Here is a 22,635-nt window from a genome sequence, read left to right on the forward strand (position 1 = left end):
AAAAAACGGCGCAGTCTGCGCCGTTTTTTTGTCTGCTCTCTGCCATGTGGCGCCGCCTGATCTACCACCCGGAAATCAACTACGCACTGCGACAAACGCTGGTGTTGTGCCTGCCGGTGCTGTTCGGCCTGCTGATAGGCCAGCTGCAGCTCGGCCTGATGTTCTCCCTCGTGCCCGCCTGCTGCAATATCGCCGGGCTGGATACGCCGCATAAGCGCTTCTTTAAACGACTGATCGTCGGCGGTTCGCTGTTCGCCTTCAGCAGCGTGCTGCTGCAACAGGCCCTGCTGTGGCACGTGCCGCTGCCGGCGCTGATGCTGGGCCTGGCGCTGCTGCTCGGCGTCACCGGCGAAATCAGCCCGCTGCACGCCCGGCTGTTGCCGGCGGCGCTGGTGGCAGCCATCTTCGCCCTCAGCACGGCCGGCACGGTGCCTATCTGGCAGGCGCCGCTGCTGTACGCGATCGGCACCGCCTGGTATGGCTTATTCACCTGGTTCTGGTTCAAGCTGTGGAAAGAGCAGCCGATGCGCGAGACGCTGAGCCAGCTCTACCTGGAACTGGCGGACTATTTCGAAGCCAAATACTCGCTGCTGACCCAGCACACCGATCCGCAGACCGCGCTGCCGCCGCTGCTGGTGCGCCAGCAAAAGGTGATGGACCTGATCAGCCTGTTGTACCAACAGCTTAATTTCCTGCCGCACGCCAACAATCTCGAGCAAAAGCGCCTGCAGCGCGCCTTTCAGGTGGCGATGGACCTGCAGGAGCACATCACCGTCAGCCTGCATCTGCCGGAAGAGGTGCAAAAACTGGTGGAGCAGAGCCAGGCCGAAGCGATCATTCGCCGCAATGCTCAGGTGATCGCCGGCCGGCTGCGCGTGGTGGCGCACGATATTCTCTATCATCAACATTCGAAGCGCTTCTCCATGACCCACGAGCTGGCGGCGCTGGAAAAAATGGCGGCGCAGCATCCCGATAATCCGGTCGGCCAGTTTTGTTATTACCACTTCAGCCGCATCGCCCGCCTGCTGCGCACCCAGCATCCGCTGTACCGCCGCGACCTGATGCCCGGCCAGCACCGCCTGCCGTTTTGGCCGGCGCTGGTCAGCTATCTGTCGTTCAAATCCACCGCCCTGCGCAACGCCGCGCGGCTGGGCGTAACGCTGGCGGTCGGCAGCAGCCTGGGTGCGGTATTCAACCTGCCGAAGCCTTACTGGATCCTGCTCACCATCATGCTGGTGAGCCAAAACGGGTATAACGCCACCCGGGTGCGTATTCAGCACCGTGCGCTGGGCACGATTGCCGGGCTATTGCTGGCAGCCGGGCTGCTGCAGCTGCAGTTGCCGGAGGGAGAAACGCTGAGCATCATGCTGGTGATCACGCTGCTGGCCTACCTGGTTTCGCGCAAGAACTACGGGCTGTCGGTGATTGGCTTTACGGTCACGGCGGTTTACACCCTGCAGCTGCTGGCGCTGAACGGCTCGCATTTTCTGGTACCGCGCCTGATCGATACGCTGATCGGCTGCGTGCTGGCGTTCGGCGGCACCATTTGGCTGTGGCCGCAGTGGCAAAGCGGGCTGCTGCGCAAGAATGCCCATCAGGCGCTGGAGAACGATCAAGCCGCGCTGCGGCTGATGCTGAAGCAACCGGAACCGGACGCCACCGCGTTGGCCTATACCCGCATGCAGGTCAACCAGGCACACAACGCGCTGTTCACCTCGCTCAATCAGGCGATGCAAGAGCCGGGGTTCGCGTCAAACTATCTGGCGGACATGCGGCTGTGGGTCACTCACAGCCAGTTCATCGTCGAACACCTGAACGCCATGACCATTCTGGCACGCGAGCACTACATGCTGACGCCGAAACTGGCGGAAGAGTATCTGCAGACCTGTGAAATCGCGCTGCAAAGCTGCCAGCAGCGGTTGGAATACGACGGCCCGAGCAGCGGCAACAGCGGCATCATGCAGCCGCCGGATCTGCATCCGGACATGCCCGTTACCGAGATGGAGCGCCATCTGCGGCGCATTTTGTCGCACCTGAGCGTGATGCACACCATTTCGTCGCTGGCCTGGCGCCAGCGCCCGCACCACGGCATCTGGCTCAAGCGCAAACTGCGCGATCAATAAGGGCGCGGCATGCCGCGCCCCGTTATATGCCGCGCGGGCTTCAGGCGTTGATCACATCCTGCACCGCCAGCTCGAACAGCGCCATGCCGGCCTCGATATCCTGCAGCTCCACCACCAGCGACGGCGCGAAGCGGATCACGTTCGGCCCGGCATTGAGGATCATCAACCCACGCGCGGCGGCGGCGGTGAGGAAGTCGCGCGCCCTGCCGTGATAATGCGGCGTCAGCTCGGCGCCAATCAGCAGCCCCATGCCGCGAATCGCGGTGAAAATACCGTATTTATCGCCGATATGCTGCAAAGCCTGCACATACAGCGCATGACGCTGCTCAATGCCGCTCAGCACCTCCGGCGTATTGATCACGTCCAGCGCCGCCTCCGCCACCGCGCAGGCCAGCGGGTTGCCGCCGTAAGTGGTGCCGTGGGTGCCCACCTGCATCACCGACGCAATGTCTTCGGTGGTCAGCATGGCGCTGACCGGGAAACCGCCGCCCAGCGCCTTGGCGGTGGTGAGAATGTCCGGCGTCACGCCATAATGCATATAGGCGAACAGTTTGCCGCTGCGCCCCATGCCGCTTTGCACTTCGTCGAACACCAGCAGCGCCTGATGTTGGTCGCACAGCTCGCGCACGCCTTTGAGGAAGCCGGCGTCGACCGGCGTAATACCGCCCTCGCCCTGAATCGGCTCCATCACCACCGCGCAGGTGTGGTCGTCCATCACCGCCTTCACCGCCGCCAAATCGTTGAACGGCACGTGCACGATGTCGGCCGGCTTCGGCCCGAACCCGTCGGAGTATTTAGCCTGCCCGCCCACCGACACGGTGAATAGCGTGCGGCCGTGAAACGCGTTATAGAAAGCGATGATTTTAGTTTTGTACGGGCTGTGGCGGGTGATGGCGTAATGGCGCGCCAGTTTGAACGCCGCCTCGTTGGCCTCTGCGCCGGAGTTGGCGAAGAACACCCGATCGGCGAAGGTGGCGTCGATCAGTTTGCTTGCCAGGCGCAGCGCGGGCTCATTGGTGAAGACGTTGCTGGTATGCCACAGGGTTTCGCCCTGGCGTTTAAGCGCCTCGACCAGCGCCGGATGGCAGTGCCCCAGCGCCGTCACCGCGATGCCGCCGGAAAAATCGATGTACTCTTTTCCCTGCTGATCCCAGACCCGGCTGCCTTGGCCACGCACCGGCACAAACTGGGCAGGCGCATAAACAGGCAGGATCACCTGGTCAAAGGTACTGCGGCTCACTGCGGATTTTTCAGTCATTTTCGGCTCCACCCTGAAAGTTTTTCAGCGCTATCGTAATGTTAGATTGAAAACATAATCACGAAATATGCATAAAAAACCAATCAAGCGCAAACGCAAAACGCCTGACGGGCGAAAAAAACGCACCGGAATTAACGCTTGAGGAAATTATCCAGCAGCTGGTGGCCCTGCTCGCTGAGCACGCTTTCCGGATGGAACTGCACGCCTTCCAACGCCAAAGTGCGGTGGCGGATGCCCATGATCTCGTCGCGCACGCCGTCGCGCTCGCTCCAGGCGGTCACTTCAAAGCAGTCCGGCAGCGTATCGGCTTTCAGCACCAGCGAGTGATAGCGGGTCACGGTCAGCGGATCGCTCAAGCCGCGAAACACGCCGACGCCCAGGTGACGAATCGCCGAGGTTTTGCCGTGCATCACCGCGCGGGCGCGCACCACCTCGGCGCCGAACGCCTGCCCCAGCGCCTGGTGCCCCAGGCACACGCCGAGGATCGGCAGCTTGCCGGCGAAATGACGAATGGCGGCCAGCGAGATACCCGCTTCGTTCGGGGTACAGGGGCCAGGGGAAATCACCAGATGCTGCGGCGCCAGCCGCTCGATATCGGCCAGCTGCAGCTCATCGTTGCGCTTCACCAGCACCTCGGCGCCCAATTCGCAGAAGTACTGGTAAAGGTTATAGGTAAAGGAGTCGTAGTTATCGATCAGCAGCAGCATGTTAGGTCCGGCAGAGAAAAATGCCGCCACAGTGTACTGATTTAACCCGCCGCTGCCGACGATAATTTCCGCTTACTTTTTACGGCCGCCGGTGATCGACCCCAGCACGCCGCGCAGGATCTGGCGGCCGAGATCGCGCGCCATGCTCTTGGCGGCGGTCTGGACGATGCCGTCGCGCTTGCCGCCGCGCGGGCCGGTGGAACCGAACAGCAGCTCGTTCAGGCCGTCCATCAGGCCGCCGCCCGCCTGCTGTTGTTGCTGTTGCGCCTGCGGTTGCTGCCCCTGCTGCGGGGTGCCGACGGTGGCGAAGCCGCCCGACGACAGCTTCTCGTAGGCGGATTCGCGGTCGATCATATCCTCATAGCGGCCATACAGCGGCGACTTGTTGATCGCGCTGTTCAGCCCTTCCGCACCGAGCATGCCCATTTTGGATTCCGGCGCGATCACCATCGCCCGCTCCACCACGTTAGGCCGGCCCTTCTCGTCGAGGAATGACACCAGCGCTTCGCCCACACCCAGCTCGGTGATCGCCGTTTCGGCATCGAAGGCCGGATTGGCGCGCAGGGTTTGCGCCGCCGTCTTCACCGCCTTCTGATCGCGCGGAGTAAAGGCGCGCAGCGCATGCTGTACGCGGTTGCCCAGCTGGCCCAGCACGCTGTCCGGAATGTCCAGCGGGTTCTGGGTGACGAAGTAAATGCCGACGCCTTTGGAGCGGATCAGACGCACCACCTGTTCGATCTTGGTCAACAGCGCCGCCGGCGCATCGTTGAACAGCAGGTGCGCCTCATCGAAGAAGAACACCAGCTTCGGCTGTTCAGGGTCGCCCACTTCCGGCAAGTGCTCAAACAGCTCGGCCAGCAGCCACAGCAGGAATACCGAATACAGCTTCGGCTGATTGATCAGCTTGTCCGCCGCCAGCAGGTTGATCACGCCGTGACCGTTGGCGTCGGTTTTCATCAGATCGTTGATGTCCAGCATCGGCTCGCCGAAGAACTGGTTGGCTCCCTGCTCTTCCAGCGTCAGCAACCCACGCTGGATGGCGCCGATCGACGCGGCAGAGATATTGCCGTACTGGGTCTGGAATTGTTTGGCGTTGTCGCCGACGAACTGCACCATGGCGCGCAGGTCCTTCATGTCCAGCAACAGCAGCGCATTGTCATCGGCGATCTTGAACACCAGCTGCAGCACGCCGCTTTGCACCTCGTTCAGATCCAACAGGCGCCCCAGCAACAGCGGCCCGAGATCGGAAATCGTGGCGCGGATCGGGTGGCCCTTTTCGCCGTAAATATCCCACGGGATAATGGTGCAGGCCTGCGGCTGCCAGTCGGTGACGCCGATCGCCGCCAGGCGCGCCTGCAGTTTCTCGGAAGGCACGCCCTCGGCGCCGATGCCTGACAGATCGCCCTTCACGTCGGACAGGAACACCGGCACGCCGATGCGCGAGAACTGTTCGGCCATTTTCTGCAGCGTCACCGTCTTGCCGGTGCCGGTTGCCCCGGTGATCAGCCCGTGGCGGTTGGCCAACGCCGGCAAAATCACCAGATCCTGCTCCGGTTTTCCGTCTTTCATCGCTTTGGCGATAATCCGTGGTTCACTCATTTTCTGTTCCTTTGACGCTGACGCAGCGCGAAACGCGCCTGTTGATGCAATAAAGCTATAAGCGCCGCGTAACCCCGTCAAGGACAAACAAAATGGGCGCCGTCGGGATGCCCATGATGCCTGTCTTTTCAGAATCCCCCTAAGACCTGCGTCACCCCCGCAGCCCCAGTTGCTCTTTCAGCGCCTTCAAATAGCGTCGGCTGACCGGTACAGGATCGCCGGCCGACATGATCATCTCCGCTGCGCCGCCCTCTTCGAAACGGATCTCGCGCACCTGCTCCAGATTGACCAGATACTGCCGATGGCAGCGCACCAGCGGCGTACGGCTTTCCAGCGTGCGCAGCGTCAGCTCGGTGAAACACTCCATGCCGTCGCTGCGCACCACGAAGACCCCGCTCAGTTTGGAACGGATCGCCAGCACTTCATCGAACCGCAGCAGGTAGATGCGGCTGTGGCCGGTGCAGGGAATGTATTTCAGGTAACCGGCGCTCTCTTCCAGCGCCGCCACGTCCTGCGGTGCACTGCGCTGCCGCAGGCGTTGCAGCGTCTTGCTCAGCCGCTTCGGCTCCGCCGGCTTCAGCAGATAGTCGAAGGCATGCTCCTCGAACGCCTGCACCGCGTATTCGTCGTAGGCGGTCAGAAACACGATGTGCGGCATGCGGTTGGGATCCAGCATGCCGACCATTTCCAGCCCGCTGATGCGCGGCATCTGGATATCGAGAAACACCACGTCCGGCTGCAGCCGGTGGATCTGGCTGATGGCTTCGATGGCGTTGGCGCATTCGCCGATAATCGCGATCTCCGCCTCGGCCTCCAGCAGATGGCGCAGGTTGTCGCGCGCGGAAGGTTCATCGTCAACAATCAGTGCGTTTAACATCAGGCGGCCCTCTCCATGGGGACATTGAGCGTAATGCGGGTGTAGGCGTCCGGCCGGCAATCCACCTGCACGCCATAGCCTTCGCCGTAGCGCACGCGAATGCGTTTATCCACCAGATTCATCCCCAGCCCGCTGCAGTTCGGTTTCGGCTGGAACAGCCCGGCGTTGTCCGTCACCTGCAGCAGCAGATGCTCGCCTTCGCAGCAGGCGCCGATTTCGATGCGACCCACGCCCAACAGATGCGAGGTGCCATGCTTGATGGCGTTTTCGACGATTGGCTGCAGCGAGAACGCCGGCAGCCGCACCGCCAACAGCGCCTCCGGCAGCGATACCGCGATCTCCAGCCGATCGGCGAAGCGCGCTTTCTCGATCTGCAGGTAGGCGTTCACGTGTTCAATCTCATCCGCCAGGCTGACTTCGTCATCCGAGCGTTTGAGGTTTTTACGAAAGAAGGTTGAGAGGGACTGCACCAGATCGCAGGCGCGCTCGCCATCGCGGCGGATCACCGCCACCAGGGTATTCAAGGCATTGAACAGGAAATGCGGATTGACCTGCGCATGCAGCAGCTTGATCTCCGACTGCGCCAGCAGCTGCTTGTGGCGCTCGTACTGTCCGGCCATGATCTGCGCCGACAGCAGGCTGGCGATGCCTTCGCCCAGCGTACGGTTGATGGTGCTGAACAGCTGGCTTTTCGGTTCGTACAGTTTGATGGTGCCGATCACCCGCTGGTTTTCGCCGCGCAGCGGGATCACCAGCGTCGAACCCAGCTTGCAGGCCGGGTTGATCGAGCAGCAATAAGAGAGCTGATTGCCGTCGGCGTACACCACCTCGTTGTTGTCGATGGCGCGATGCGAATGCACCGAGGCGATCGGCGTGCCCGGCAGGTGATGATCGTCGCCGATGCCGATAAACGCCAGCAGCTTGTCGCGATCGGTGATCGCCACCGCGCCGATGCCCAGCTCCTGATAGATCACCCGGGCGACCTTCATGCTGTTCTCCTGATCGAACCCCTGCCGCAGGATGCCCTCGGTGCGCTCGGCTATCTTCAGCGCCTTGGAAGAGAAGGCGCTGGTGTATTTTTCGAACATCGCGCGCCTATCCAGCAGGATTTGCATGAACATCGCCGCGCCGACGGTATTGGCGATCATCATCGGCAGCGCGATGTGCTCCACCAGCTGCAACGCTTCGTCGTAAGGGCGCGCCACCGCCAGGATGATCGCCATCTGCAGCACTTCCGCCACCAGCGCCACGCCGCCGACGAACAGCGGATTGAACAGCAGCTCGATGCGCCCCCGGCGCATGGCGATGCTGTGCACAATGCCGCCGACCAGGCCTTCCGACACCGTGGAAATCGCGCAGGCCACATCGGTCATGCCGCCGAGCGTATACCGGTGCAGGCCACCGGTCAGCCCGACCAGAAAGCCCACCGACGGCCCGCCCAGCAGCCCGCCCAGGACCGCGCCTATCGCGCGGGTGTTGGCGATCGAATCCTGAATGTGCAGCCCGAAATAGGTGCCCATGATGCAGAACACCGAGAAGATCACGTAGCACAGCAGCTTGTGCGGCAGGCGAATGGTCACCTGCATCAGCGGGATGAACAGCGGGGTTTTGCTCAGCAGATAGGCGATAACGAGATAGACGCACATCTGCTGCAGCAGCAACAGCACCTGGTTAAATTCATACATGGCAGCAACTCATCCAGAGACAACAAAGGGCGAACGCCGGATTTCCGGTCTGATTATTGTCTGCCGATTAGAGCATGGGGCGCAGGAGAAAACAGTGATGAAGGCAAGGCTTCGGGAGGAAGGAGCGGCCGACCCCGGCGGGATCGGCCAAAAAACTTACGGCAGTACCTTGGCCGACAGAATCACCACCGGTTTGGTCGGCACATTCTGGTAAGGGCCGACGTTGCCGGTCGGCACCTGGGCAATTTTGTCCACCACGTCCATGCCTTTCACCACTTTGCCGAACACCGCGTAGCCGAAGTCACGCTGGCCGTGATCCAGGAAGGCGTTATCCGCCACGTTCAGGAAGAACTGGCTGGTGGCGCTGTCCTTGTCGGCGGTGCGCGCCATCGAGATGGTGCCGCGCAGGTTGCGCAAGCCGTTGTCGGCTTCGTTCTTGATCGGCGCCTTGGTGGATTTTTGCTGCATGTCAGCGGTGAAACCGCCGCCCTGGATCATAAAGCCCGGGATCACGCGGTGGAAGATGGTGTTGTTGTAGTACCCGCTGTTCACGTAGTCGACGAAGTTCTGGCTGGAAACCGGTGCCTTCTGGCTGTCGAGCGCCAACTCGATATTCCCCGCCGAGGTCGTCAGCATGACGTGGGTCTCACCGGCGGCGAGTGCGGCTGGCGCCACTGCGGTCAGGGAACACAGCGCGACGAAGGTCACTAAAGTACGTTTGAACATTAACGGGTCCTTTCTCTGAGAGACAAACAACGGAAAAGCGCTTTGATTCTAAAGAGCTGTATCGGCAAGTGCCAGCCATTTACCTATATTTACCCAATTACGGGACATATCCTAGGCGGCCCTGAATTTTGCTGCGGAAAGTATGGGCGCAGAAGACTTTTTTGCCAACCGCATCACGCATTTTTTGCCCCGCGCCACCCTGGGTCGGTTTTTGCGATCTGCCTCCCAGTTTGCACACGCATTGTCGTTACTCTATTTAAATGAGAGCGCTCTCATTATAAAAAGAACGGATACTGAAGCATCCCACGGCGGCGTCGCCGCGCAACCCCTGGAGAAATGACGTGAGTGAATTGATGACTGAAGTCAGCCCCGAGTTTGAAAGCACCATCATGGAACTGCTGGTGTTCTCCGGCAGCGCGCGCAGCAATGCGTTGATGGCGCTGCGGCAAGCGCGCGCCGGCGACTTCGCCGCCGCGGCCAAGCACATGGCCGAATCCAAAGAATGGGTGAAGAAGGCGCACCTGATCCAGACCGAGCTGATCGGCCTGGACGAAGGCTGCGGCAAGCTGGCGATCAACCTGATCACCGTGCATGCGCAGGACCATCTGATGAACGCCATGGTGATCCAGGATCTGGCCGACGACATGATCGAGCTCTATCGCCGTCAGTCGCAGACGGAGGGCCGCCCATGAGCACGCTCAAAATCGCCGTGATCGGCGGCGGCAGCAGCTACACCCCCGAACTGGTGGACGGGCTGATCCAGCGCATCGAGGAGCTGCCGGTCACCGAACTGGCACTGGTGGACGTCGAACCGGGCCGGCAAAAAGTGGAAACCATCGCCGCCCTGACCCGCCGCATGCTGGCGCGCCACGGGCTGGAGCAGGTGAAGGTCAGCGTGCACTTCGCGCTGGACGACGCCATTCGCGACGCCGCTTTCGTGCTGACCCAGTTCCGCGTCGGGCAACTGCCGGCACGCGCCGCCGATGAACGGCTGGGCCTGAAATATCAGCTGCTCGGCCAGGAGACCACCGGCGTCGGCGGCTTCGCCAAAGCGCTGCGCACCATCCCGGTGATGCTGGATATCGCTCGCCGGGTGGAAAAGCTGGCACCCGACGCCTGGATCATCAACTTCACCAACCCGGCCGGCATCGTCACCGAGGCGGTGTCTCGCTTTACCAAAGCGAAGATCATCGGCCTGTGCAACGTGCCGATCAGCATGCATCACATGATCGCCAACATGCTGCAGGCGCCTTACGCCGACGTACAGCTGCAGTTCGCCGGCCTGAACCACATGGTCTGGGTGCATCGGGTCACGCACCAGGGGCGCGACGTCACCGCCAAGGTGATCGACATGCTGTGCGACGGTGCGGCGCTGACCATGAACAACATCAAGGAAGAGCCCTGGCAGCCGGACTTCCTGCGCGCGCTCGGCGCGATCCCCTGCCCGTACCACCGCTATTTTTACCAGACCCGCGAGATGCTGGCGGAAGAGATGGCCGCCGCCGGCGAGCGCGGCACCCGCGCCGAGCAGGTGATGCAGGTAGAAAAAGAGCTGTTCGAGCTGTATGCCGATCCGCAGTTAAACACGAAACCGGAGCAGCTCAGCTTCCGCGGCGGTTCTTTCTATTCCGAAGTTGCGCTGGAGCTGATTCGTGCTATCCATAATAATCTCGGCACGCAATTAGTGGTCAACACCGCAAACCGCGGCGCAATCCATGGCCTGCCGGACGATGCTGTGATAGAAATCAACTGTATCGTCGATGCCCAGGGCGCACACCCGCTGACCTTCGGCCCGCTGCCGGAGCCGATGCAGGCCCTGACGCAGCAGGTGAAAGCCTACGAACGTCTAACCATCGAAGCCGCGGTGCACGGCGATCGCCGCAGCGGGTTGCTGGCGCTGATCGCCAACCCGTTAGTGGGCAACGCCAACCTGGCGCAGCCGCTGCTGGACGAGGTGTTGACGATAAACGCGCCGTATTTGCCGCAGTTCAGGTAAGCGGCTATACGCAGCCAGACAGGGGTTCGGCGCGCCGAACCCATTTTTTTAGCCGTAATTCAGGAGTGGGACGATGGTGACACTGGAAGATGTCGCGGCGCTGGCGGGCGTTTCGCGCGCCACCGTATCGCGCGTGGTGAACGGCGACAGCAACGTCAAGGCGCCGACCCGCGAGAAGGTTGAACGCGCCGTCGCCCAGCTCGGTTATACCCCCAACCCGGCGGCCCGCGCGCTCGCCTCCAGCCACAGCAATACCCTCGGACTGGTCACCACGTCGTACCGCGGCGGCTTCTTCGGCGCGCTGATGGACTTCGTGCAGACCGAGGCCGAATCCCACGGCAAACAGCTGCTGGTGACCCAGGGCCGCAACAGCGCCGAAAACGAATGGCAGGCGATACAGCGGCTATTTAGCCTGCGCTGCGACGGCGTGATCCTGCACGTGCGTTTTCTCAGCGACGATCGGCTGCGCCAATTGGCGGCGGAACAACGTGATTTCGTGTTGCTCGATCGTCTGGTACCGGGGCTGGAAGCCCGCTGTGTCACCTTCGATCACCCGCTCGCCAGCCGCATGGCGACGCAGCAACTGCTCGATGCCGGGCACCGGCGCATCGCCTGCATCAGCGGCCCGCGTGAGCGCCCGTCGAGCCGCCTGCGGCTGCAGGGGTTTGAAGAGGCAATGCAGGCGGCGAATATCGAACCGGTGGCCTGCCTGGAGGGCGTCTACGATCTGGAAAGCGGTTACCGCTGCGCCGATCGACTGCTGCAGCAAGCCGCGCGGCCCAGCGCCATCTACTGCTGCAACGAAGAGATGGCGATCGGCGCACTGCTGGCGATCAACGAGCACCGCCTGCGGGTACCGCAGGATATCTCCTTGATCTGCTACGACAGCGGCGAACGCGCGCCTTTCGTGCGCCCGGCGTTGAGCAGCGTCCATTTTCCCATCAGCGAGATGGCCCAATACGCGGCGCGCAGGCTGATCGACCCCGCCACCCCGGCGCACCGGTTTGAGCCGACGATAGTCAACCGTGATTCCATTGTGACGGTACGCAAATAGATCACAATAATGCGCATCACCCCTTCATGGGTTACATCAAAAAATCGACAACCATCACAAAAAATCCCGTTGTCTGTGCTAGGATCCGCCCCCTGGTGGCCTGATCGGGACTTTTTTCTGCGTTTGTCAGGAAAAGCCAGCGGCCTTATGCCAGCTTTAAAACCTCTAACAGACATATTCAGGCCTATACAATGAATGACAGTAACCGCATACGGCTTACCTGGATCAGCTTCTTTTCGTACGCGCTGACCGGTGCTTTAGTGATCGTCACAGGGATGGTGATGGGAAACATTGCAGAGTACTTTAACCTGCCGGTTTCCAGCATGAGTAACACCTTTACTTTCCTCAACGCCGGCATTTTGATTTCGATCTTCCTCAATGCCTGGCTGATGGAAATCATCCCGCTGAAGCGTCAGCTGATCTTCGGCTTTGTCCTGATGGTGCTGGCGGTCGCAGGACTGATGCTCGGCAAGAGCCTGACCATGTTCTCGCTGTGCATGTTTATCCTCGGCGTGGTTAGCGGTATCACCATGTCGATCGGCACCTTCCTGATCACCCACATGTATGCCGGCCGCCAGCGCGGTTCACGCCTGTTGTTCACCGACTCCTTCTTCAGCATGGCCGGGATGATCTTCCCGATCGTCGCCGCGATGCTGCTGGCTCGCCACATCGGCTGGTACTGGGTGTATGCCTGCATCGGCCTGCTGTACGTGGGGATCTTCGTGCTGACCCTGTGCTCCGAATTCCCGGTGCTGGGCAAGAAAGGCGCCGACGCCGGTCAGCCGGTCGAAAAAGAAAAATGGGGCATCGGCGTGCTGTTCCTGTCGATCGCCGCGCTGTGCTACATCCTCGGCCAGCTGGGCTTCATTCAGTGGGTGCCTGAGTACGCCACCAAGTCGTTCAACATGGACATCGGCCAGGCCGGTAAGCTGGTGAGCGACTTCTGGACCTCTTACATGGTCGGCATGTGGGTGTTCAGCTTCATCCTGCGCTTCTTCGATCTGCAGCGCATCGTTACCGTGCTGGCCGCATTGGCTACCGGCGCGATGTACCTGTTCGTCAGCACCGACAACCCGGAGCACCTGGGCTACTACATCATGGCCCTGGGCTTCGTTTCCAGCGCCATCTACACCACGCTGATCACCCTCGGCTCGCTGCAGACCAAGGTCTCCTCACCGAAGCTGGTCAACTTTATCCTGACCTGCGGCACCATCGGCACCATGCTGACCTTCGTGGTCACCGGCCCGATCGTGGCGAAAGGCGGCGCGCACGCAGCGCTAACCACCGCCAACGGCCTGTACCTGGCAGTGTTCGTGATGTGTCTGCTGCTGGGCTTCGTAACCAAGCACCGCAGCCACGGTCACGTGACGCACTGATTTCTTTTTATTAAATGCACCAAGGGCGCCCGCAAGGCGCCCTTTTTTTGCGCCTTAGCGCCGAAAATCCACCGTCTCATCCTGCTGCAAATGCAGCGTGGTTTCCGCCGGCCGCGTTTCGGCGATCACCGCTCCCTGGCGAATCGAATAACGCACCGGCGTCTGGCGGCGCACTGCGTCGAAGCCGCTTTCCGCCGGCAGGATCACCAGGTTGGCGCTGTTGCCGGCCGCCAGGCCGTAGTCGCTCAGGTTAAGGGTCCGCGCGCTGTGGTGGGTGATCAGCTTCAGCCCATCGTCGATCTGGCCATAGCCCATCAGCTGGCACACGTGCAGCCCCATATGCAGCACCTGCAGCATGTTGGCGGTGCCGAGCGGGTACCAGGGATCGAACACGTCGTCATGGCCGAAGCAGACGTTGATCTCTGCCTCCAGCATCTCCTTCACCCGCGTCACGCCGCGCCGTTTCGGGTAGCTGTCGAAACGTCCCTGCAGGTGAATGTTCACCAGCGGGTTGGCGACGAAGTTGATGCCGGACATTTTCAGCAGGCGGAACAGCCGCGAGGCGTAAGCGCCGTTGTAAGAGTGCATCGCCGTGGTGTGGCTGGCGGTAACTTTCGCTCCCATCTCCAGCTTCAGCGCCAGCGCCGCCACGGTCTCGACGAAGCGCGATTGCTCGTCGTCGATTTCATCGCAGTGCACGTCCACCAGCCGATCGTATTTTTGCGCCAGCGCGAACGCCTTATGCAGCGACTCCACGCCGTATTCGCGGGTGAATTCGAAGTGCGGAATGGCACCCACCACGTCGGCCCCCAGCCGCAGCGCCTCTTCAAGCAGCGCTTCGCCATTAGGATAGGAAAGGATCCCCTCCTGCGGGAAGGCGACGATCTGCAGCGTCACCCAGGGCGCCACCTCCTGCTTCACCTCCAGCATGGCACGCAGCGCGGTCAGCGTGGGATCGGAAACGTCGACGTGGGTGCGCACATACTGCACGCCGTTGGCGATCTGCCACTTGAGCGTTTGCCAGGCGCGCTGTTTGACGTCTTCATGGGTCAGCAACGCTTTACGTTCGGCCCAGCGCTCAATGCCCTCGAACAGCGTGCCGGACTGGTTCCAGGCCGGCTGACCGGCGGTTTGCGTGGTATCCAGGTGAATATGCGGTTCGACGAACGCCGGCAACGCCAGCCCGCCCTGCGCATCCAACACGTCGCTGCGCCACTCCTGCCCTTCCGGCTGCGGCACCAGATGCGCGATGCGCCCCTGTTCGATCGCCAGTTGCCACAACCCTTCATGCCCGCTTAAACGCAGGTTGTCGATAAACTTCAATGGACGTTTCGCCACCCTTCACCTCTGCCGTTGCGCTGGTTTTCTTCATCATACTGGCAGCGGATCGCGCTGACAAAGTCGCCGTTGCCTGCCTACCCCCTGCGTTTACTCCCTGCGGGGTAATTTGCATGCAAACTGACTCGCTTCAGCTAAAGGTGAATAAAATCCGCAACTTATCAAAAAACGTGAAAAATCATCCATATACCACGTTAGAGGTATATAAGGGTGTGATTGATTTGCATCAATAAATTGCCCATCGGGAGAGATAAGGTAAGCCTAGGAAACCAGAATTTTGAGGCAATAATGAGCAGAGTCAAACTTGCCGTCGTCGGCAATGGCATGGTCGGCCACCGGTTCATCGAAGATCTGTTGGATAAAGCAGACAAAGACCAGTTCGAAATCACCGTATTTTGCGAAGAGCCACGCATCGCTTACGATCGCGTGCACCTTTCCTCCTACTTCTCGCACCACACCGCCGAAGAGCTGTCGCTGGTGCGCGAAGGCTTTTACGAAAAACACGGCGTGAAAGTGCTGGTCGGCGAGCGCGCTATCACCATCAATCGCGACGAGAAGGTGATCCACTCCAACACCGGCCGCACCGTCTATTACGACAAGCTGATCATGGCCACCGGCTCCTATCCGTGGATCCCGCCGATTAAAGGCTCGGATAGCCAGGACTGCTTCGTTTACCGCACCATCGAAGACCTGAACGCCATCGAAGCCTGCGCGCGCCGCAGCAAACGCGGTGCGGTAGTCGGCGGCGGACTGTTGGGGCTGGAAGCCGCCGGCGCGCTGAAAAGCCTGGGAGTGGAAACGCACGTGATCGAGTTCGCTCCGGTGCTGATGGCCGAACAGCTCGACCCGATGGGCGGTGACCAGCTGCGCCGCAAGATCGAGCGCATGGGCGTCAAGGTACACACCGGCAAAAATACCCAGGAGATCGTCAACGGCGGCGGCACGGCGCGCAAAACCATGCATTTCGCCGACGGTAGCCTGCTGGAAGTGGATTTCATCGTGTTCTCCACCGGCATCCGCGCCCAGGACAAGCTGGCGCGTCAGTGCGGGCTGGAGATTGGCCGCCGCGGCGGCATCGCCATCAACGACAGCTGCCAGACGTCGGATCCGGACGTGTACGCCATCGGTGAGTGCGCCGCCTGGCGCGATCGCACCTTCGGCCTGGTGGCGCCGGGTTACAAAATGGCGCAGGTGGCCGTCGATCACCTGCTGGGCCGCGAAAACGGCTTCCAGGGCGCCGACATGAGCGCCAAGCTGAAGCTGCTGGGCGTGGACGTCGGCGGCATCGGCGATGCCCACGGCCGCACCGAGGGCGCCCGCAGCTACGTTTATCTGGATGAAAGCAAAGAAGTCTACAAACGCATCGTGGTCAGCGCCGACAACAAAACCCTGCTCGGCGCGGTGCTGGTGGGCGACACCAGCGATTATGGCAACCTGCTGCAGCTGGCGTTGAACGGCATCGAACTGCCGGAGAACCCGGACGGCCTGATCCTGCCGGCCCACGCGGGCAGCAAACCGGCCATCGGCGTGGATTCGCTGCCGGAAAGCGCGCAGATCTGCTCCTGCTTCGACGTCAGCAAAGGTAACATCATCCAGGCAGTCAACAAAGGCTGCCACACCGTAGCGGCGCTGAAGGCCGAAACCAAGGCCGGCACCGGCTGCGGCGGCTGCATCCCGCTGCTCACCCAAGTGCTGAACGCCGAGCTGAGCAAGCAAGGCATCGAGGTCAACCACCACCTGTGCGAACACTTCGCCTATTCGCGCCAGGAGCTGTTCCACCTGATCCGCGTTGAAGGCATCAAGTCGTTCGAGGCGCTGCTGGCCAAATACGGCAAAGGCTACGGCTGCGAAGTGTGTAAACCCACCGTCGGCTCGTTGCTGGCTTCTTGCTGGAACGAATACATCCTCAAGCCGCAGCATACGCCGCTGCAGGATACCAACGACAACTTCCTCGGCAATATCCAGAAAGACGGCACCTACTCGGTGATCCCACGCTCCGCCGGCGGCGAAATCACCCCGGACGGCCTGCTGGCCATTGGCCAGATCGCCAAGGAGTACAATCTCTACACCAAAATGACCGGCTCGCAGCGCATCGGCATGTTCGGCGCGCAGAAAGACGATCTGCCGGCCATCTGGCGCAAGCTGCTCGCCGCCGGCTTTGAAACCGGCCACGCTTACGCCAAGGCGCTGCGCATGGCGAAAACCTGCGTCGGCAGCACCTGGTGCCGCTACGGCGTCGGCGACAGCGTCGGTTTCGGCGTCACGCTGGAACATCGCTACAAAGGCATCCGCACCCCGCACAAAATGAAGTTCGGCGTCTCGGGCTGCACCCGTGAATGCGCCGAAGCGCAGGGCAAGGACGTCGGCATCATCGCCACCGAGAACGGCTGGAACCTGTACGTCTGCGGCAACGGCGGCATGAAACCGCGCCACGCCGACCTGCTGGCCGCCGACCTCGATCGCGAGACGCTGGTGCGCTATCTCGACCGCTTCATGATGTTCTATATCCGCACCGCCGATAAACTGCAGCGCACCTCGGTGTGGCTGGAAAGCCTGGAAGGCGGTATCGACTACCTGCGCAAGGTGATCATCGACGACAAGCTCGGCATCAACGACCAACTGGAAGCGGAGATCGCCCGCCTGCGCGACGCGGTAATTTGCGAGTGGAAAGAGACCGTCGAGCATCCGGAAACGCAGCTGCGCTTCGCCCACTTCATCAACAGCCCGCTGCGCGATCCGAATGTGCAGGTGGTGGCCGAACGCGACCAGCACCGCCCTGCGCGCCCGGACGAGCGCATTCCCGTCACCCTGATCGATACCGAGGAGAGCCACGCATGAGCCAGTGGATTACCGTTTGTCCCGTCGCCGACATTCTGCCCGGCACCGGCGTGTGCGCCCTGATCGGCGATCGGCAGGTGGCGGTGTTCCGCCCCTATGCCGACGAGCAGGTGTTCGCCATCAGCAATATCGACCCGTTCGCCCAAGCCAGCGTGCTGTCGCGCGGCCTCATCGCCGAGCATCAGGGCGAGCTGTGGGTCGCCAGCCCGCTGAAGAAACAACATTTCCGCCTGTACGACGGCCACTGTCTGGAAGACGACAGCCGTTCCGTCGCCAGCTTCACCAGCCGGGTGGTCGACGGCATCGTGCAAGTCGCGGCATAACCTTTCGGGAGGCAACATGTTTACCGACACGATCAATAAATGCGCCGCCAACGCGGCGCGCATCGTCCGACTGGCGAAGGAGAGCCCGCTCGGCTTCTGGATCAGCTCGGCGATGGCCGGCGCCTACGTCGGCCTCGGCATCATCCTGATCTTCACCCTCGGCAACCTGGTCGACCCAAGCGTGCGACCGCTGGTGATGGGCGCCACCTTCGGCATCGCGCTGACGCTGGTGATCATCGCCGGTTCCGAGCTGTTCACCGGCCATACGATGTTCCTGACGCTCGGCGTCAAGGCCGGCTCCATCCGCCAAAGCCAGATGTGGGCGGTGCTGCCGCAAACCTGGCTCGGCAACCTGCTCGGCTCGGTGCTGGTGGCGCTGATGTATTACTACGGCGGCGGCAGCCTGCTGCCGGTGGATACCAGCCTGGTGCACAGCGCCGCGCTGGCGAAAACCACCGCGCCGGCCGAAGTCCTGTTCTTCAAGGGGGTGCTGTGCAACTGGCTGGTTTGCCTGGCTATTTGGATGGCGATCCGCGTAGAAGGCGCCGCCAAGTTCATCGCCATTTGGTGGTGCCTGCTGGCCTTTATCGCCTCGGGTTACGAACACTCCGTCGCCAACATGACGCTGTTCGCCCTCTCCTGGTTCGGCAACCACAGCGAGGCCTATACCCTCACCGGCATCGGCCACAACCTGCTGTGGGTGACGCTGGGCAATATCCTGTCCGGCTCGGTGCTGATGGGCCTGGGGTATTGGTACGCCACGCCGCTCGCCGAACGCCCGCAGGCGGCGAAAGCCGCTGCACGTCAGACCGCCTGAGTTTTCGGGGGCGCACTTCGCCCCCACACTGATTACCCCGAGGAGTGCCGATGGATTACCTGCCTATCTTCTGCCAACTGCAACATAAAGCCTGCCTGCTGGTGGGCGGCGGCGAGATCGCCGAACGCAAGGCGCGCCTGCTGCTGGACGCCGGCGCAGCGCTGACCGTCAACGCCGTGGACTTCACCCCGCAGTTCCGCCTGTGGGCGGAAGAAGGCCGGTTGACGCTGGCCGAAGGCGAATTCAGCCCGGCCCTGCTGGCGGAAAAATGGCTGGTGATCGCCGCCACCGACCGGCTGGAGGTCAACGCACTGGTGTATCAGTGCGCCAACCAGCAGCGGGTGTTCTGCAACGTGGTGGACGATCCGAAACGCGCCAGCTTTATCATGCCGTCAATCATCGATCGTTCGCCGATCATGGTGGCGGTGTCCTCCGGCGGCAAAGCGCCGGTGCTGGCGCGGCTGCTGCGCGAGAAGCTGGAAGCGATGCTGCCGCAGCACCTCGGCAAGCTGGCCCAGCTGGGCGGCTCGCTGCGGCAGCGGGTAAAACAACGCTTCAGCAGCCTCGGCGCGCGCCGTCGCTTCTGGGAACGGTTATTCGCCCACGATCGGCTGGCGCAGTCGCTGGCCGACGACGACGCCACGCTGGCCGAACGCCAGCTCGAGCAGCTGTTCAGCGAACAGCCGGAAGATCGCGGTGAAGTGGTGCTGGTGGGCGCCGGGCCGGGCGATGCCGGCTTGCTGACGCTGAAAGGGCTACAGCAGATCCAGCAGGCCGACGTGGTGGTTTACGACCGGCTGGTCTCCGAAGAGATCATGACGCTGGTGCGCCGCGACGCCGAACGCATCTTCGTCGGCAAACGCGCCGGCCACCACTGCGTGCCGCAAGAGCAAATCAACCAAATCCTGCTGCAGCAGGCGCAGCAAGGCAAACGCGTGGTGCGCCTGAAGGGGGGAGATCCCTTTATCTTCGGCCGCGGCGGCGAAGAGCTGGAGACGCTGGCGGACGCCAACGTGCCGTTCTCGGTGGTTCCGGGCATCACCGCCGCCTCCGGCTGTTCCGCCTACAGCGGTATCCCGCTTACCCACCGCGACCATGCGCAGAGCGTGCGCCTGGTGACCGGCCACGCCAAGGCCGACGGCGGATTGGACTGGGCGACGCTGGCCGCCGGGCAACAGACGCTGGTGTTCTATATGGGGCTGTCGCAGGCGGCGGAGATCCAACGCCAGCTGATAGCGAATGGATTGGCGGCCACCACGCCGGTGGCGCTGGTAGAAAACGGCACTTCCTGCCACCAGCGGGTGATCGAAGGCGAACTCGGCCAACTGGGCGCCCTGTCACTGCAGGCCGCCAGCCCCAGTCTGATCATCGTCGGCAGCGTGGTCAGCCTGCGCAGCAAACTCAACTGGTTCGCCAGCGAGGTACCGCCTGCCGGCCTGGCGCAAATGGCGTGATACCGACATAAAAAAAGCGGCCCGTGGCCGCTTTTTTTATTTTCGCTGGCGTTACGCCTGCGGCGGTACGAAACCGACGGCCTGATAGACCTTCGCCAGGGTTTCCTGCGCGCGTGCGCGGGCCTTGGCGGCGCCGTCGCGCATCACCTGCTGCAGATAGGCTTCGTCGTTACGGAAGCGGTGATAGCGCTCCTGCAGCTCACCCAGCATGCCGGAGACGGCTTCCGCCACCGCGCCTTTCAGGTGGCCGTACATCTGGCCTTCGAACTCGGCTTCCAGCTGCGCGATGCTCTTGCCGGTCACGCCGGCGAGAATATCCAGCAGGTTGGAGACGCCCGCCTTGTTGACCACGTCGTAACGCACGACAGGCGGCTCTTCCGAGTCGGTCATTGCGCGCTTAATCTTCTTGGTCACCGCTTTCGGATCTTCCAGCAGGCCGATCACGTTGTTGCGGTTATCGTCCGACTTGGACATCTTCTTGGTCGGTTCCTGCAGCGACATCACGCGCGCGCCGGATTTAGGAATAAACGGCTCCGGCACTTTGAACACGTCGCCGTACAGCGCGTTGAAACGCTGCCCCACGTCGCGGCTCAGTTCCAGGTGCTGCTTCTGGTCTTCGCCCACCGGCACCTGGTTGGTTTGATACAGCAGGATATCCGCCGCCATCAGCACCGGATAGCTGAACAGCCCGGCGTTGATGTTCTCCGCGTAGCGCGCGGATTTGTCTTTGAACTGCGTCATGCGACTCAGTTCGCCGAAATAGGTGTAGCAGTTCAGCACCCAGCTCAGCTGCGTGTGCTCAGGCACGTGCGACTGCACGAAGATGGTGCTTTTTTCCGGATCGATACCGCAGGCCAGGTACAGCGCCAGCGTATCCAGCGTGGCTTTGCGCAGTTTCTCGGCGTCCTGGCGCACGGTGATGGCATGCAGATCGACGATGCAGTAGATGCAGTCGTAGTCGTCCTGCATCTGCACCCACTGACGCAGCGCACCCATGTAGTTGCCGATGGTCAGTTCGCCGGACGGCTGCGCGCCGCTAAATACGATGGGCTTACTCATGTTTAAATTTCCTGATTCTCTAAAGATGACAGCCCAAGAGCGGGCAACAAATCGGCAAAGCGCTCCAACACCCGATCGGGGTGGCTCAGGGCTATCGATTCGCCGTAGTTATAACCGTAGGTAAAGCCGACGCTTGGGCAACCGGCGCCCTGCGCGGCTTGAATATCGTTGCGTGAATCGCCGACGAACAGCAGTTCATGCGCGCGCAGCCCAAGCTTGCCGAGCACCAGATACAACGGCGCCGGGTGCGGTTTCTTTTCCGTCACGTCGTCGCCGCCGATCACCAGCGAGAAATAGTCGCCAATCCCCAACGATGCCAGCAGCGGCGCCACGAACGGCGTCGGTTTGTTGGTCACCAGCGCCATCGGGTAGCCGTGCGCGGCCAGTCGGGCCAGCGTCTCTTGCACCTGCGGAAACAGGCGGCTACCGCTGTCGACGGTCTGCGCATAGAAATGGTCGAAGCGTTCACGCAGCCGGCCGCACTGTTCCGGCGTGCCTTCTGCTTCCGCCCAGCGCAGCGCGCGCTGCACCAGCACGTCGGCGCCGTTGCCGATCCAGGTGCCAACCCGCTCCTCACCCGCTTGCGGCAGGCCCGCTTCTTCCAGCGCCATATCGATGGCGGCCGTCAGGCCCGGCGCGCTGTCGACCAGCGTGCCGTCCAGATCGAAGGCCAATGCGCGGATCGCGCCGAAATCAGCCATGGGAAACCTTCGCCAACTCGCTGCGCATCTCGTCGATCACCTTGCGGTAGTCCGGCTGGCCAAAGATGGCGGAACCGGCGACGAACATATCGGCGCCCGCAGCGGCGATTTCGGCGATGTTATCCACCTTCACCCCGCCGTCGACTTCCAGGCGGATGTCGCGACCGCTGTCGTCGATCAGCTTGCGCACCTGGCGCAGCTTGTCCAGGGTGCCGTGGATGAACGACTGGCCGCCGAAGCCCGGGTTAACCGACATCAGCAGGATCACGTCGATTTTATCCATCACGTAGTCGAGATAGCTCAGCGGCGTGGCCGGGTTGAACACCAGGCCGGCTTTACAGCCGTGCTCTTTGATCAGCTGAATGGTGCGATCGACATGCTCGGAAGCTTCGGGGTGGAAAGAGATATAAGACGCGCCGGCCTTGGCGAAATCAGGCACGATGCGGTCCACCGGCTTGACCATCAGATGCACGTCAATCGGCGCGGTAATGCCGTAGTTGCGCAGCGCTTCGCACACCATCGGACCGATGGTCAGATTGGGCACGTAGTGGTTGTCCATCACGTCGAAGTGCACCACGTCGCCGCCTGCGGCCAGCACGTTGGCGGTATCTTCACCTAACCGGGCAAAATCTGCCGACAGAATGGACGGGGCAATCAAAAACTTTTTCATCCGCTTCTCCAAACGTAGGGTCGAGTTGTTATGC

At 61.9% G+C, this 22,635-nt stretch carries 19 protein-coding genes; 9 read left to right on the forward strand and 10 right to left on the reverse strand.

All coding sequences use genetic code 11. The features are described 5' to 3' along the window. Positions 1–44: 44 nt before the first annotated feature. Positions 45–2,123 (forward strand): YccS/YhfK family putative transporter, encoded by a 2,079-nt coding sequence (locus tag ACUXAC_RS23355; RefSeq protein WP_060424556.1) that lies wholly within the window; start codon positions 45–47, stop codon positions 2,121–2,123. A 40-nt stretch (positions 2,124–2,163) separates the two neighbouring features. On the opposite strand, the gene argD is transcribed toward ACUXAC_RS23355, so the two are convergent. The 6 genes from argD to ppiA all read right to left on the reverse strand — a co-directional run bounded on the left by argD (position 2,164) and on the right by ppiA (position 8,975). Beyond that, on the reverse strand, positions 2,164–3,381 hold the full coding sequence (argD, locus tag ACUXAC_RS23360) for a bifunctional acetylornithine/succinyldiaminopimelate transaminase (RefSeq protein WP_033649310.1): 1,218 nt from the start codon (positions 3,379–3,381) through the stop codon (positions 2,164–2,166). A gap of 131 nt (positions 3,382–3,512) precedes the next feature. Beyond that, entirely contained in the window at positions 3,513–4,088 is a 576-nt protein-coding gene (locus tag ACUXAC_RS23365) for an aminodeoxychorismate synthase component II (RefSeq protein WP_049198366.1), read from the reverse strand. 72 nt (positions 4,089–4,160) lie between these two features. After that, positions 4,161–5,687 (reverse strand): helicase HerA-like domain-containing protein, encoded by a 1,527-nt coding sequence (locus ACUXAC_RS23370; RefSeq protein ID WP_033649312.1) that lies wholly within the window; start codon positions 5,685–5,687, stop codon positions 4,161–4,163. 151 nt (positions 5,688–5,838) lie between these two features. Beyond that, on the reverse strand, positions 5,839–6,564 hold the full coding sequence (gene btsR / locus ACUXAC_RS23375; RefSeq protein ID WP_047729698.1) for a two-component system response regulator BtsR: 726 nt from the start codon (positions 6,562–6,564) through the stop codon (positions 5,839–5,841). Further along, a complete protein-coding gene (locus ACUXAC_RS23380) occupies positions 6,564–8,249 on the reverse strand; it encodes a sensor histidine kinase (protein WP_033636285.1) in 1,686 nt (561 codons plus the stop codon). The genes btsR and ACUXAC_RS23380 overlap by 1 nt, the downstream gene beginning before the upstream one ends. Positions 8,250–8,405: 156 nt before the next feature. Then, on the reverse strand, positions 8,406–8,975 hold the full coding sequence (ppiA, locus tag ACUXAC_RS23385; protein ID WP_038878108.1) for a peptidylprolyl isomerase A: 570 nt from the start codon (positions 8,973–8,975) through the stop codon (positions 8,406–8,408). A gap of 353 nt (positions 8,976–9,328) precedes the next feature. On the opposite strand from ppiA, the gene ACUXAC_RS23390 reads away from it, so the two are divergent. The 4 genes from ACUXAC_RS23390 to tsgA all read left to right on the forward strand — a co-directional run bounded on the left by ACUXAC_RS23390 (position 9,329) and on the right by tsgA (position 13,401). Beyond that, positions 9,329–9,667 (forward strand): PTS lactose/cellobiose transporter subunit IIA, encoded by a 339-nt coding sequence (locus ACUXAC_RS23390; RefSeq protein ID WP_038878111.1) that lies wholly within the window; start codon positions 9,329–9,331, stop codon positions 9,665–9,667. Further along, positions 9,664–10,971 (forward strand): 6-phospho-beta-glucosidase, encoded by a 1,308-nt coding sequence (locus ACUXAC_RS23395; protein WP_197862554.1) that lies wholly within the window; start codon positions 9,664–9,666, stop codon positions 10,969–10,971. The genes ACUXAC_RS23390 and ACUXAC_RS23395 overlap by 4 nt, the downstream gene beginning before the upstream one ends. A 73-nt stretch (positions 10,972–11,044) precedes the next feature. Beyond that, complete coding sequence (locus ACUXAC_RS23400; RefSeq protein WP_038878117.1) at positions 11,045–12,025, forward strand: LacI family DNA-binding transcriptional regulator; 981 nt, start codon at positions 11,045–11,047, stop codon at positions 12,023–12,025. 191 nt (positions 12,026–12,216) lie between these two features. After that, positions 12,217–13,401 carry an MFS transporter TsgA gene (gene tsgA, locus ACUXAC_RS23405; RefSeq protein ID WP_033636290.1) on the forward strand — a complete coding sequence of 395 codons (1,185 nt, stop codon included), beginning with the start codon at positions 12,217–12,219 and terminating at the stop codon, positions 13,399–13,401. 54 nt (positions 13,402–13,455) lie between these two features. Here the strand turns inward: tsgA and ACUXAC_RS23410 are convergent, their stop codons facing one another. Continuing rightward, positions 13,456–14,724 carry a cytosine deaminase gene (locus ACUXAC_RS23410; protein WP_207188402.1) on the reverse strand — a complete coding sequence of 423 codons (1,269 nt, stop codon included), beginning with the start codon at positions 14,722–14,724 and terminating at the stop codon, positions 13,456–13,458. 303 nt (positions 14,725–15,027) lie between these two features. Here ACUXAC_RS23410 and nirB point away from each other — a divergent pair, with 303 nt between their 5' ends. Genes nirB through cysG form a run of 4 tightly spaced genes read left to right on the forward strand, consistent with a single transcriptional unit; the run spans position 15,028 to position 20,171 of the window. After that, a complete protein-coding gene (gene nirB / locus ACUXAC_RS23415; protein ID WP_454266888.1) occupies positions 15,028–17,577 on the forward strand; it encodes a nitrite reductase large subunit NirB in 2,550 nt (849 codons plus the stop codon). Further along, positions 17,574–17,900, forward strand: coding sequence for a nitrite reductase small subunit NirD (gene nirD / locus ACUXAC_RS23420; protein ID WP_038878129.1), 327 nt, complete (start codon positions 17,574–17,576; stop codon positions 17,898–17,900). The genes nirB and nirD overlap by 4 nt, the downstream gene beginning before the upstream one ends. Before the next feature lie 16 nt (positions 17,901–17,916). Next, a complete protein-coding gene (gene nirC / locus ACUXAC_RS23425; RefSeq protein WP_454266889.1) occupies positions 17,917–18,717 on the forward strand; it encodes a nitrite transporter NirC in 801 nt (266 codons plus the stop codon). A gap of 50 nt (positions 18,718–18,767) precedes the next feature. After that, positions 18,768–20,171, forward strand: a complete 1,404-nt coding sequence (cysG, locus tag ACUXAC_RS23430; protein ID WP_454266891.1) for a siroheme synthase CysG — start codon at positions 18,768–18,770, stop codon at positions 20,169–20,171. A 51-nt stretch (positions 20,172–20,222) separates the two neighbouring features. Here the strand turns inward: cysG and trpS are convergent, their stop codons facing one another. Genes trpS through rpe form a run of 3 tightly spaced genes read right to left on the reverse strand, consistent with a single transcriptional unit; the run spans position 20,223 to position 22,601 of the window. Then, a complete protein-coding gene (trpS, locus tag ACUXAC_RS23435; RefSeq protein ID WP_025304534.1) occupies positions 20,223–21,230 on the reverse strand; it encodes a tryptophan--tRNA ligase in 1,008 nt (335 codons plus the stop codon). Positions 21,231–21,232: 2 nt separating this feature from the next. Beyond that, positions 21,233–21,931 carry a phosphoglycolate phosphatase gene (locus ACUXAC_RS23440; protein WP_454266893.1) on the reverse strand — a complete coding sequence of 233 codons (699 nt, stop codon included), beginning with the start codon at positions 21,929–21,931 and terminating at the stop codon, positions 21,233–21,235. Then, positions 21,924–22,601, reverse strand: a complete 678-nt coding sequence (gene rpe / locus ACUXAC_RS23445) for a ribulose-phosphate 3-epimerase (RefSeq protein ID WP_019456160.1) — start codon at positions 22,599–22,601, stop codon at positions 21,924–21,926. The genes ACUXAC_RS23440 and rpe overlap by 8 nt, the downstream gene beginning before the upstream one ends. Positions 22,602–22,635 lie beyond the last annotated feature (34 nt).

The sequence above is a fragment of the Serratia sp. 121840015-1 genome (assembly GCF_053627655.1).

What these genes read in the sequence shown, in the direction of transcription:
- cysG (WP_454266891.1), top strand. Translation starts at nt 18,768, where the DNA reads ATGGATTACCTGCCTATCTTCTGCCAACTGCAACATAAAGCCTGCCTG.
- ACUXAC_RS23355 (WP_060424556.1), top strand. Translation starts at nt 45, where the DNA reads ATGTGGCGCCGCCTGATCTACCACCCGGAAATCAACTACGCACTGCGA.
- tsgA (WP_033636290.1), top strand. Translation starts at nt 12,217, where the DNA reads ATGAATGACAGTAACCGCATACGGCTTACCTGGATCAGCTTCTTTTCG.
- nirD (WP_038878129.1), top strand. Translation starts at nt 17,574, where the DNA reads ATGAGCCAGTGGATTACCGTTTGTCCCGTCGCCGACATTCTGCCCGGC.
- ACUXAC_RS23395 (WP_197862554.1), top strand. Translation starts at nt 9,664, where the DNA reads ATGAGCACGCTCAAAATCGCCGTGATCGGCGGCGGCAGCAGCTACACC.
- ACUXAC_RS23390 (WP_038878111.1), top strand. Translation starts at nt 9,329, where the DNA reads ATGACTGAAGTCAGCCCCGAGTTTGAAAGCACCATCATGGAACTGCTG.
- ACUXAC_RS23370 (WP_033649312.1), bottom strand. Translation starts at nt 5,687, where the DNA reads ATGAGTGAACCACGGATTATCGCCAAAGCGATGAAAGACGGAAAACCG.
- ACUXAC_RS23440 (WP_454266893.1), bottom strand. Translation starts at nt 21,931, where the DNA reads ATGGCTGATTTCGGCGCGATCCGCGCATTGGCCTTCGATCTGGACGGC.
- ACUXAC_RS23365 (WP_049198366.1), bottom strand. Translation starts at nt 4,088, where the DNA reads ATGCTGCTGCTGATCGATAACTACGACTCCTTTACCTATAACCTTTAC.
- ppiA (WP_038878108.1), bottom strand. Translation starts at nt 8,975, where the DNA reads ATGTTCAAACGTACTTTAGTGACCTTCGTCGCGCTGTGTTCCCTGACC.
- rpe (WP_019456160.1), bottom strand. Translation starts at nt 22,601, where the DNA reads ATGAAAAAGTTTTTGATTGCCCCGTCCATTCTGTCGGCAGATTTTGCC.
- nirB (WP_454266888.1), top strand. Translation starts at nt 15,028, where the DNA reads ATGAGCAGAGTCAAACTTGCCGTCGTCGGCAATGGCATGGTCGGCCAC.
- ACUXAC_RS23380 (WP_033636285.1), bottom strand. Translation starts at nt 8,249, where the DNA reads ATGTATGAATTTAACCAGGTGCTGTTGCTGCTGCAGCAGATGTGCGTC.
- ACUXAC_RS23400 (WP_038878117.1), top strand. Translation starts at nt 11,045, where the DNA reads ATGGTGACACTGGAAGATGTCGCGGCGCTGGCGGGCGTTTCGCGCGCC.
- btsR (WP_047729698.1), bottom strand. Translation starts at nt 6,564, where the DNA reads ATGTTAAACGCACTGATTGTTGACGATGAACCTTCCGCGCGCGACAAC.
- nirC (WP_454266889.1), top strand. Translation starts at nt 17,917, where the DNA reads ATGTTTACCGACACGATCAATAAATGCGCCGCCAACGCGGCGCGCATC.
- argD (WP_033649310.1), bottom strand. Translation starts at nt 3,381, where the DNA reads ATGACTGAAAAATCCGCAGTGAGCCGCAGTACCTTTGACCAGGTGATC.
- trpS (WP_025304534.1), bottom strand. Translation starts at nt 21,230, where the DNA reads ATGAGTAAGCCCATCGTATTTAGCGGCGCGCAGCCGTCCGGCGAACTG.